Genomic DNA, 12,129 nt, shown 5'->3' on the forward strand with positions numbered 1-12,129 from the left:
TAAGTTGAACTAAAGAATATTTACACTTGCCACTCCGATGACAGAACAACCTTCCGATCGCTGTTATCCCCCGATTTTTTTGATTCACTTTTACAAAGGTGAAAATCTGGGGATAAAGGCGAACGCTCCGCTTCTCCAGCTTATTTCTGTCCTCTACGTTCTCGTGTAAATAGTTAGTTCAATTTATTTGGGTCATGTACATAACTGTTGTTACTTATTTGGAGCAAGTCATGCCCGCTGTTTCCGTACGACCTTGTTCAATCAAACGATACGCTCGTTCTACTTCCTCATCACTCGGAGAAGGAACACCTTCAAGCGGATAGGCTTTCCCCAGCGCCTGCCATTTGTAAATACCCATCTGATGATAAGGCAGGATTTCGAACTTCTCGACTCCATTTAGCGTTCCAATAAACCGCCCCAGATTAAGCAAGTCTTCTTCCTCATTGTGAATCCCTGGCACATATACGTGGCGAATCCACATTTTTCGTCCATTGTCCGATAACCATTGTGCGGTGCGCAATGTTCTCTCGTTGGATTTGCCTGTCAGCTTGATATGTTTCTCATCATTGATGTGCTTCAGATCCAACAAAACCAGGTCTGTGTTATCTAACAAATCATGAATTCGATCCGGTTCATTGAAACCGTTGCTGTCCAGCGTAGTATGCAATCCCCAGCGGCGTTTCGCTTCTTTGAAAACTTCGGCTACAAAATGAGCCTGTAATGTTGGCTCCCCGCCGGATACCGTAAGTCCTCCGCCGGAACTGCGGTAGTAGGACAAGTACGGCTCAATTTCAGCCAGTACCTCCTCCACGCTCATTTCCCTGCCACCATCCAGTGCCCATGTATCCGGATTGTGACAATACTGGCATTTGAGCAGACATCCCTGCATAAAAAGCACGAAGCGGATGCCTGGGCCGTCAACCGTCCCGAAAGTTTCGAGTGAGTGAATATGTCCATTAACCATGCTGCCTCTTCCTTCCTGTATCGCATCCGCTGTGCGTTTAATATGGAGGTTCTACTCCTATCTCCTATGAACTGTTGAGCTAAGCCCGAGTTACATCGAACCGTGGAAGGTCCGGTTAATGACATCGAGTTGTTGCTCACGTGTCAGTTTGATGAAGTTAACCGCGTAACCGGATACCCGTACTGTCAGCTGCGGATAGTTTTCCGGGTGATCCATCGCGTCAATCAACTGCTGGCGATCAAATACGTTCACGTTCAGATGGTGTGCCCCTTGACCAAAATAACCGTCCATCATGGCAACCAGATTTGATTTACGTGTGTCTGACTCTTTTCCCAGTGCTTTAGGCACGATGGAGAATGTGTTAGAGATCCCGTCAAGGCTGTGTTCATATGGCAGTTTGGCTACTGAGCCAAGGGATGCCAGTGCACCTTTTTTGTCCCGACCATGCATTGGGTTCGCTCCTGGTGCAAACGGTTCGCCTGCTTTACGGCCATCCGGTGTTGTACCTGTTTTTTTGCCATACACTACGTTCGATGTGATCGTCAGTACAGACTGTGTTGGGATCGCATTACGATACGCTTTGTGTTTGCGAATCATGCCCATGAAGCTCTCCACCAGTTCAACTGCAATGCTATCGACACTGTCTTCATTGTTACCGTAACAAGGGAAGTCGCCTTCAATTTCAAAATCAATTGCGATGCCTTGTTCGTTGCGGATCGGTTTGACTTTCGCATACTTGATTGCGCTCAGAGAATCTGCTGCAACCGAGAGACCAGCAATACCACAAGCCATCGTACGTACGATGTCACGGTCATGCAGGGCCATTTCAATACGCTCATAGCTGTATTTGTCATGCATGTAGTGAATGACGTTGAGTGAGTTCATATACAGTTTGGCGAGCCATTCCATCATCGGTTTGAAACGTTTCATAACTTCATTGTACTCCAGCACTTCGCTTGTGATCGCCGGATACTCCGGTCCAACTTGTGCTCCCGATTTCTCATCACGACCGCCGTTGATTGCATACAGCAATGCTTTTGCCAGGTTCGCACGAGCGCCGAAGAACTGCATTTGTTTCCCGATCTTCATCGCAGATACGCAGCAAGCAATACCATAATCGTCTCCGTAGATCGGACGCATCAGATCATCATTTTCATACTGGATGGAGCTCGTTTCGATGGATACTTTCGTACAGTATTGTTTGAAACCTTTCGGAAGCTTGGTGGACCAGAGTACAGTCAGGTTCGGCTCAGGTGCAGGGCCAAGGTTGTTTAGAGTGTGCAGGAAACGGAAGCTATTTTTCGTAACACGGGTTTCTCCATTTACGGACATGCCCCCGATGGATTCAGTTACCCATGTTGGGTCTCCACTGAACAATTCATTATAATCCGGCGTACGCAGGAATTTGACGATCCGCAGTTTCATAACAAAATGGTCAACCAGTTCTTGAGCCTGTTCTTCAGTTAGCAAGCCTTCTTGCAAGTCACGTTCAATGTAAATATCAAGGAAAGAAGAAACACGTCCAAGCGACATTGCTGCACCATTTTGCTCTTTGATCGCAGCCAGGTAACCGAAGTAGAGCCATTGGAACGCTTCTTTTGCGGTTGTGGCTGGCAAGGAAATATCGAAACCGTGCATTTCGCCCAGTTGTTTCAATTCTTGCAATGCACGAATCTGCTCGGACAGTTCTTCACGCAGGCGAATGACATCTTCATCAATCACATCGACTTCAAGTGCATTCAGTTCACCTTTTTTATTCCGAATCAGGAAGTCCACGCCATACAGAGCTACCCGGCGATAGTCACCGATGATCCGGCCACGGCCGTAAGCATCAGGCAGACCGGTAATAATCCCTGCTTTACGTGCTGCACGCATTTCAGATGTGTAAGCATCAAATACGCCCTGGTTATGTGTTTTACGGATGTTCGTAAATATATCAATGACGCCTTGAGGCATTTCAAAACCATAAGCTTCACAAGCATCAATCATCATGCGAATTCCACCGAATGGCTGAATGGAACGTTTGAATGGAGCATCCGTTTGAACACCAACAATCTGTTCTTTGGATTTATCCAGATAACCTGGTTGGTGAGAAACAATCGTTGCTGGCGTGTTTACGTCAACATCGAGTACCCCGCCGTTATCGCGCTCTTTTTTTGTCAGATCGGATACGATATCCCATAATTCTTTCGTATTCTGAGTTGCACCTGCAAGAAATGCTTCGTCGCCATAGTAAGGTGATAAGTTGCGTACTAGAAAATCATTCACATCTACGGATTTCGTCCATGTTCCTTTGGTAAAGTTTCTCCAACCTGTTTGTTGTTTGACATCTTTTTCGATCACCGACATAGTAATCCCTCCACAAATTTGGATTTCCGGACACATGACAGGATGCTTCACTCGTCTCATCTGTGCCCAGAGCCGCGATTAATGTGATAAATTTCACATGTAAGCCGGAACATGTTCTCTCTACTTGGGAACCGGAACCGCGGATGAATGTTTTTCTTACATTTTCAGTATACGTCTTCGTTCTTTCATCATCTGTGATTTTTATCACAAAGTTTGTGACCATCCTCACTTCACCTGTGCTGTGTCAAAGTGAACCTTATAACTATTCACATTTAGCCACTGCGCGGACAGAACAACTTCCGATCAATGTTCAAACCCGATTTCCCCAATTGAACAATATAATTTGAACGAAAGGATATGTACACTGGCCACTCCAAGGATAGAACAACCTTCCGATCGCTGTTACCCCCAGATTTTTTTGATTCCCTTTTAAAAAGGGAAAATCCGGGGATAAAGGCGAGCGCTATCGCTTCTTCAGGTTTTTTCTCTCCTCTCCCTTATCGTGTACATTTATGATTCAAACTATATAGCATAGAAGGTTGAAATCGTGCTTGAAAGAGAACACTTCGCTTCTTCAGTTTTTTTCTTCCCTCTTCGTTATGGTGTGAATACCTGGTTCAAAAAGTAACATCACGGATTCCGTGTAACCTCTTTTAGAAAAGACAACTTCAAAGATTACGTTATACCTTTTTTACAGGAAAGACGGCAATCGGGGCTCCCCTCACGGGGAACCCTGACTATATCTGCCTAAATCCTGCTGTTGCTTTAGTTGTTATTCAAACTTGCCGTAGAATGCATTGCGATACACATCTGCCAGCTCAGTCACCAGCGGCAGTTTTGGATTGGCTGTTGTACATTGGTCCTCGAATGCGCGGTCTGCCAGATAATCCACATGTGCCTCAAAGTCTTTGGCGTCGAATCCGATTTCCTGGAACGACTCTTCAATACCCAATGTTTTGTTCAGTTTGCGAATGGCATTGATGAGGCTGGTAACCCCTTCTTCTGTCGTACGTGCAGGCAATCCCAGAATGCGGGCAATTTCGGCATAACGCTCATCTGCAACAAAGTGCGAATATTTCGGGAACGATGCAAATTTGGTCGGTTTTTTCGCATTGTAGCGAATGACGTGCGGCATCAGGATCGCATTGGTACGTCCGTGTGCTGTATGGTACTGACCGCCCCATTTGTGTGCCAAGCTGTGGTTAATGCCCAGGAATGCGTTGGCAAAAGCCATACCGGCAATCGTCGAAGCATTATGCATTTTCTCACGAGCCAATTTGTCACCTTGCAGCGCAGATTGCTCGAGGTATTGGAATACCAGTTGAATCGCTTTGATCGCCAGACCATCCGTGTAATCATTCGCCATAACGGATACATACGCTTCGATCGCATGCGTCAGTACGTCCATACCTGTGTCTGCGACAGCTGTTTTAGGCAGCGTGTATACAAACTCAGGGTCGACGATCGCCACGTCTGGTGTTAACTCGTAGTCTGCCAGTGGATATTTCGTATTGCCTTGATTTTTATCTGTAATAACTGCGAACGATGTTACTTCCGAACCTGTGCCCGAGGTTGTCGGGATCGCTACGAATTTCGCTTTCACGCCGAGACGTGGATATTTGTAGATCCGTTTGCGGATATCCATGAATTTTTGTTTCAAGTCATTGAAATCCGTGTCAGGATATTCATAGAACAGCCACATCGCTTTGGCAGCATCCATCGGTGATCCCCCGCCGAGTGCAATAATGCAGTCTGGCTGGAAGCGGCGCATCATTTCCGTACCGCGGTCTACCGTTGTTGTGGACGGATCGGGTTCTACATCAGAGAACACTTCAATGGCTACCGGCATTTGGCGTTGACGCAGATAGTGCTCTACTTTTTCCACATAACCGAGTTTGACCATCATCGCATCTGTAATAATGGCTACGCGTGTGATGTCCGGCATTTTGGCAAGATACTGTGTTGCACCTTTTTCGAAATAGACTTTGTTCGGCACTTTGAACCACTGCATATTCACGGTACGGCGAGCCACCCTTTTCACGTTGATTAAGTTTACAGCGGTTACGTTGGAAGAAGTCGAGTTACGTCCATACGATCCGCAGCCCAATGTCAGTGACGGCATGTTGGTGTTGTAGATGTCACCGATGGCGCCGTGTGTGGATGGCGAATTCACGATAATCCGTCCGGTTTGCAGGCGATCTGCGAATTTTCCAATGACTTCTTCGTTCGTCGAATGAATAACAGAGGAGTGACCCATGCCGCCAAAAGCAACCACTTCTGCTGCACGCTCAATCCCTTCAGCTGCCGTTTTCACTTTGTAACAAGCCAGTACCGGGCTTAGTTTTTCAGCCGACAACGGGAATTTTGTACCTACCCCTTCAATCTCGGCTACGAGAATTTTGGTGTTAGCAGGGACCTCGATACCGCACATTTGCGCAATGCTGACTGCTGATTGACCAACAATTGCCGGGTTTACTGCACATTTCTCAGCATTAATCGCACCTGCGGTTAGTTTGGCTGCCTCATCCTTGTTGACGAAGTAACAGCCGTTCGCGATCATTTTCTTTTTCACTTGATCGAAGATCGGTTCTTCGATGATGACTGCTTGCTCGGAAGCACAAATCATGCCGTTATCGAACGATTTGGACAAAATCAGATCCGTTACCGCTTGGTTGATATCTGCACTTTTCTCAATAAAGCAAGGTACGTTCCCTGGCCCTACGCCCAGTGCCGGTTTACCACAGCTGTAAGCGGCCCGCACCATGCCTGATCCGCCTGTTGCCAGAATGAGCGCCACATCGTTATGATTCATCAGTGCGTTCGTGCGATCCATGGAAGGATCATCAATCCACTGGATACAATCCGCTGGAGCACCATGCTTCACTGCAGCATCAAGCAGGATTTTGGCAGCTTCCCGGCTACAGTTCTGTGCAGATGGGTGGAAACCGAAGATGATTGGGTTACGCGTTTTGATGGAAATTAATGCTTTGAACATTGTGGTGGAAGTCGGATTCGTTACTGGGGTAATCCCCATGATGATACCGACAGGCTCCGCAATTTTCTGGAAGCTTTCGTACTCATTATCTTCAATAACACCTACTGTTTTATCATATTTGATGCTATGATATACATATTCTGTTGCAAATATATTTTTGGTGATTTTATCCTCATACACACCCCGGCCTGTTTCTTCTACGGCCATCTTGGCGAGCATCATATGTTTGTCCAGACCTGCCAGCGCCATCGCTTGCACGATGCGGTCAATCTGTTTCTGATCCATGGACATGAATGCTGCATGTGCTTTATTCGCTTTGTCAATTAACGTTTGAATATACTGACCTGCTGTCGGTTCTTTTACTGGGGCGACTTCGTTCTTTACAGCCATCTCCCTCATCCTCCTAAAGGTTCGTATTGGTTTGTCTCTCTTCTTTACATTCACATCGTACCATGGGGAAAGAGTTAATTATGTGATTTTTTTCACAAAGTATAACAAATTTAATTTAAGTTTTTTAGTGTCACTCACTTAGCCATTTACACTTCCTATTTAAACTGTAGGGCTGTAAAATTCATCCTCTCCTTTCGAAAGTGAATTTAATCACAATGTTTGAAATTTCGTCATTTTTGCCCCCTTTCCACGCCCCTCAAACGGCAAGATAAGGTATATACTGAACTTAAAAATTGAACCACCGCAATTTGTACCGTCCTTCCCGGCCGAGAGATGACCCTGATCAGGACGGCAACGGTTTGCGGCGAACCACGGGGGCCAGTCCAAGCTGCAGAAGGCCGTCCGATGGACACAAAGGGGAGATAGACTTATGAGAGAACAACTGAGTGTACTGGAAAAACGCGGAAATACCAACTGTTTCTCGGAAGCGAATTTCAACCATCTGCTCGTAACGATGAAGGACAGAACCTATCCGGAGGGAACCCATCTGTATTGGGAAGGAGATGTCTCAGACAAACTTTATTATATGAAACGAGGCCGTGCCCAGATCACCAAATCCACGGATGAAGGCAAGGAACTGATCATGTACATGTATCAATCCGGTGATATGATTGGGCAGGCTGATCCGTTCTTCGGATCGAAACACAGCTTTTCGGCGGAAGTGCTTGAGGATAGTGAAATCGGTGTACTGGAGCATAAAGACCTGGAGATGCTGATCTGCCAACATTGTGACTTTGCGATCGACTTTATGAAATGGATGGGTATCCATCACCGTTTGACCCAGACCAAATTCCGTGATCTGATGTTATATGGCAAACCAGGCGCACTCTGCTCCACGCTAATTCGATTGTCCAATTCCTATGGCGAGCCTCATGGAGAGCATGTTATGATTCATAAAAAAATAACACACACGGATCTGTCCAATATGATTGGAGCGACCCGTGAAAGTGTCAACCGAATGTTAAGCGATCTGCGTAAAAAAGACGCCATTGAATACGATAACGGCATGATTGTCATCAAGGATCTGCACATGCTGCAGGGCATCTGCCACTGCGAATTGTGTCCTAACGAGATTTGCCGAATCTGACGCTTTCCCAGTCTTGTAATCACTTAAAATGCAAATGAAAAAGCCCATCTTCTGTAATGAAGATTGGGCTTTTATTATACTTAAGATACAGTAGTCAACTCGAGCTTTACTGCATCACGTGGATTCAACTTCATGTCCAAACCGTTTTCCATCAGTTCCTTGTCATTCACCATGATCATCCAGCGTTGGTTCATCCGGGGAATTACATTTTCAACGGAAACAACGAATTTGTTGTTCTCCGACATTCTTACAATCCCACTGGACTTCAATACATCACGCACAGTACATTCCTGTACATACACCCCGGCATATTGACGATTGAGATTTGGCATAATATTTCCACCGCTCACCTTGAGTAATGTTGTTTGGTAAACAACATCGTCTCCCCCACTGTCAGCGGCTTTTACATATATGATCACTTCATCTTTGACATGAAGCTCCATGTCCCAATTTTCCGGGTCAATATCCTTGCCATTCAGTTTGACCGCCCAGCTAAGTGAGGAGTCCAGAGAAACTTCCCCCACGGATTGGATCCGCTTGCCATCTGCTGTAAAATCGACAAGTCCACTGTTCAATAGTGCTTTCTTGAGCGTCAGACCTTCACTAAAATCTCTCTTAATGGACTTCGTTGCGTCAGGCAAAAAAGTACTGCCATCCACTGCCACAGTAATAGTATTCTGCGATTCGGTCTCTTTGACGATTGGCTGTTCGGAAGGCTGTGTCTCGCTACACCCGGCTAATATAACCAGAATAAGCAGACATATACCTATGTAACCGGGGATTCTCTTCTTCATGTAGGTAACACCACCCTGCGTAAAATCATTCACCCTGTTGTCCATAACCTCTATTATGGCACAAAATTCATGCAAAAAAAGTGTCAATGCCGTTACTTTTCATCCAGCAGCGTCCATAACTGGTTTGTACAACACAAAGAGCCTGCAAGCAGGCCCTTTGGCTCCTAATTATCATTAAGGTCTATTAAGTAGCATGGTTACTGAACACAAGCCTGCATGTAGGTACGGCCTCCGTCTCCATCCTTCAGATACGGGTTGAGCCCAAAGAACTGTTCCTCCGACACATAAACGCCTGTCAGCAAACGCCCTTCAAGTAATCCACCGTCCACCTGTACACAGAACGAAGGTGCATCCACATATTCCTGGTAGAGCGGAATTTGACCAGATGAATGGTGTACCTTGGATACCTTGCCCTGCTCGTGCAGCGGCCGTTCAGAGAAATAGGTAGGTACAATATAACGCGCAATCACATCCAGCTCTTGTACAGTGTAGAAGGTGTCATCACCCAGCCAAGGCGCGAACATGCGGATCTTCTCATATTGTGACCATACAATCGCCTGAATCAGCATCTCCGCTTGAACAAAACGCCCTTCGCCCACATCCAGATACACTCGTTCTTCATGAAAGTTGGCTTCGGCCTGAACCCCGATGGAATCGGGTTGTCTCAGTTCACATCCAATACATTTCCAGCCTCTTGCTGTCTGAATCCATTTTTGCAGTACCGCCGGAGCCATTACCTGACCATTGCTATTCGTGGAATGAGTCTTCCCTCCTGCAACATCATCCTTAACCGACGGGGAATATGAGGTTCGTTTAAATAGCTCCGCAGCTTTTTTGTAGATTAAATGTACCTGGATGGATGCGCTCTCAAGTTCTGCAATATCTTGCTTGCCGTAGCGTACTTCACGGGATAAGCTTTCTTCTCTCATGACAAGTGGCCTCCTCGCTCCGGCCGCCTGCGGCCATTTTATTTACAATTATACTACAACTCGCGACAACATGTGCAGGACCCTTAAGACAAAAACTCCTGATTTCCACTGGAAATCAAGAGCCTTTATCCCATCAGTTCACTTAGTTTGAGCCGGGGAAGCTGTTACTACTCAACCCACTGCTCTGCCCAGTCTTGAATTTGATTCATAACGGGCTGTAGCGCCTTGCCTTTCTCTGTCAGTTCATATTCAATACGAACTGGCGTCTCCGGATAGACATGACGGATCAGAATTCCTTCGCTTTCCAGATCTTTCATCCGTTCTGACAACATCTTATCACTCATCGATGGAATCAGGTTCGAGATATCCTTGAATCGCTTCGAACCACTCATCAACGTTTGAATAATCAGACCGTTCCAGCGCTTACCCAGAAAAGAAAACGCCGTCTCAAAGCGCGGACACATCCGCAGATCTTGGCCTTCCACATTAATCACCTCTTTAGAGATCCAACTTACGTTTAGTTAGTATATTTCATAATAACATATTTAAGTCTCAAAGAAAACGTCTGCCGCTAAAAAGTTAAAATTTTAGAGGCATAACTCAACTTCGATGATACAACTCAGTATACATCACATGGGACAACGGAACCATGGGAAAATATCGTCTAACTCCCATGTAGCTATCTTACCCAAAAAGAACCCATCTGCCACAGTCATACTTGACTTGGAGAAGGGTTCTCTGGTATATCGCTTATTTTATGCGTTCACACAGCCAATTTGCAGCTTAAACCAGCACGTTACCAAGTGATCTTACAGGTTCGCTGAAGCCAAATTCCGGCTTAACGTTGCGCGTAGGATATGCCCACTTCACTCCATTGCTGATCACTTTTAAAATTTCCGGATTGTAGAAGGTCGGGTATGTTTCATGACCTGGACGGAAATAGAAGATTTTGCCTGAACCGCGGAGGAACGTACATCCGCTCCGGAATACCTCTCCGCCTTGGAAGTTGCTTACAAACACCAGCTCATCCGGCACTGGAATATCGAAGAATTCCCCGTACATTTCTTCTTTTTCCAGAATAATCTTGCTATTGATGCCCTCGGCAATCGGATGGGATGGATTCACACACCAGATAATCTCCTGCTCATTAGCTTCACGCCATTTCAGATCACAACTTGTGCCCATCAGCGCTTTGAATGGCTTGGAGAAGTGACCGGAGTGCAGCACAATCAACCCCATACCATCCAGGACCCGCTGTGCAACCTTCTGTGAAATCTCGTCGCTCACGCGATCATGCGCCATATGTCCCCACCATATAAGCACATCTGTAGAATTCAGCACCTCATCACTTAATCCATGCTCAGGCTGATCCAGTGTTGCAGTGCGAATGGCAAAGCCTTCGCCTCCCAGTCCGTTTGCCAACGCCATGTGCAAACCGTCTGGGTAGACTTCTTTTACTTCATCGTGAATTTTCTCATGGACAAATTCATTCCAAATGGTGACGTTAATCATATTCAATTTCCCCCTAGTGTAACTCTAAACCCACCACATATCTCCCAGCGGCTCTTCAATCAATACTTGTTGGAGATTTTGCACAGCTTTAGAGAATCCTTCTTCTACCGACATCAGACCATCTTCGTGTTCAATACTTACGACATAATCATATCCAACCAGACGCAGAGCGCTAATAATATCAGCCCAAGTCTTGTTATCGTGACCATAACCGACCGAGCGGAATTGCCAAGCACGATCAAGCATGTTTGTATAATCCTGCATATCTGTTACACCATATTTGTTCACGTTAATTGGATCAATAGTTGTATCTTTCGCATGGAAGTGATGAATCGCGCCTTCACGTCCCAAAATGTGGATCGCTTGTACCGGATCAATACCTTGCCACCACATGTGGCTTGGGTCAAGGTTGGCGCCAATCACTTCGCCTGCTGCTTCACGCAGTCTCAGCAAGGTAGCTGGTGTATGCACCGAGAATCCACCGTGCAGCTCCAGTCCCACTTTCACATTGTGATCTGCAGCGAACTTGCCCCACTCTGTCCAGTAAGGGATAACTTTGTTGTCCCATTGCCATTTAAGAACTTCTTGGAAGTCATTTGGCCATGGTGCAACAGGCCAGTTTGGATATTTGGCATCCTCATGGTCTCCTGGACAACCGGAGAATGTGTTTACAACAGGCACTTCCAGTTTCTCAGCCAGTTCTACCGTCTTAACAAAATCATCGTGGAATCCTTTCGCAATATCCTTTTGTGGATGGAGCGGGTTACCGTGGCAGCTCAATGCGCTGATAGTCAGACCACGGGATTCTACTGCATTTTTGAAGTTTTTCAATGCTGTCGGATTACTCAGAAGCTCATCCGGTTTACAATGAGCATTCCCTGGATGTCCACCAGTTCCGATTTCTACTGCTTTCAAGCCTTTGGATGCAACATAGTCGAGTGCATCCTCCAATTTACGTCCTCCGAATAGTACCAAAAATACGCCGAGTTTCAAGTGCGATTCCTCCCTAGATTAAATATCATATTAATTGCTGGTTTTATGAACCATGA

The 12,129-nt window shown here is 46.0% G+C and carries 9 protein-coding genes; 1 reads left to right on the top strand and 8 read right to left on the bottom strand.

Translation table 11 applies throughout. The features are described 5' to 3' along the window. Positions 1-214 precede the first annotated feature (214 nt). From pflA to adhE, 3 genes are all read right to left on the bottom strand, one after another. Positions 215-964 carry a pyruvate formate-lyase-activating protein gene (pflA, locus tag AC3ITG_RS21655; protein ID WP_489251323.1) on the bottom strand — a complete coding sequence of 250 codons (750 nt, stop codon included), beginning with the start codon at positions 962-964 and terminating at the stop codon, positions 215-217. Positions 965-1,054: 90 nt separating this feature from the next. Beyond that, positions 1,055-3,313, bottom strand: a complete 2,259-nt coding sequence (gene pflB, locus AC3ITG_RS21660) for a formate C-acetyltransferase (RefSeq protein WP_489251324.1) — start codon at positions 3,311-3,313, stop codon at positions 1,055-1,057. Positions 3,314-4,085: 772 nt separating this feature from the next. Continuing rightward, positions 4,086-6,698, bottom strand: coding sequence for a bifunctional acetaldehyde-CoA/alcohol dehydrogenase (gene adhE / locus AC3ITG_RS21665; RefSeq protein WP_489251325.1), 2,613 nt, complete (start codon positions 6,696-6,698; stop codon positions 4,086-4,088). Between the two features lie 430 nt (positions 6,699-7,128). Here adhE and AC3ITG_RS21670 point away from each other — a divergent pair, with 430 nt between their 5' ends. After that, positions 7,129-7,845 (top strand): Crp/Fnr family transcriptional regulator, encoded by a 717-nt coding sequence (locus AC3ITG_RS21670; RefSeq protein WP_076291848.1) that lies wholly within the window; start codon positions 7,129-7,131, stop codon positions 7,843-7,845. Positions 7,846-7,925: 80 nt separating this feature from the next. On the opposite strand, the gene AC3ITG_RS21675 is transcribed toward AC3ITG_RS21670, so the two are convergent. The 5 genes from AC3ITG_RS21675 to AC3ITG_RS21695 form a co-directional block, all read right to left on the bottom strand. Next, positions 7,926-8,639, bottom strand: a complete 714-nt coding sequence (locus AC3ITG_RS21675; protein ID WP_063565665.1) for a hypothetical protein — start codon at positions 8,637-8,639, stop codon at positions 7,926-7,928. A gap of 197 nt (positions 8,640-8,836) precedes the next feature. Then, positions 8,837-9,568 (bottom strand): hypothetical protein, encoded by a 732-nt coding sequence (locus AC3ITG_RS21680; protein WP_489251326.1) that lies wholly within the window; start codon positions 9,566-9,568, stop codon positions 8,837-8,839. A 167-nt stretch (positions 9,569-9,735) separates the two neighbouring features. Beyond that, positions 9,736-10,032, bottom strand: a complete 297-nt coding sequence (locus AC3ITG_RS21685; protein WP_148661829.1) for a winged helix-turn-helix transcriptional regulator — start codon at positions 10,030-10,032, stop codon at positions 9,736-9,738. A gap of 319 nt (positions 10,033-10,351) precedes the next feature. Further along, the gene (locus AC3ITG_RS21690) at positions 10,352-11,080 is read right to left on the bottom strand and encodes a ThuA domain-containing protein (protein WP_091001546.1); all 729 of its coding nucleotides are present in this window, start codon (positions 11,078-11,080) and stop codon (positions 10,352-10,354) included. A gap of 24 nt (positions 11,081-11,104) precedes the next feature. Continuing rightward, positions 11,105-12,073 carry a sugar phosphate isomerase/epimerase family protein gene (locus tag AC3ITG_RS21695; RefSeq protein WP_024631039.1) on the bottom strand — a complete coding sequence of 323 codons (969 nt, stop codon included), beginning with the start codon at positions 12,071-12,073 and terminating at the stop codon, positions 11,105-11,107. Positions 12,074-12,129 lie beyond the last annotated feature (56 nt).

This window comes from Paenibacillus sp. GL_099_B (genome assembly GCF_057835695.1).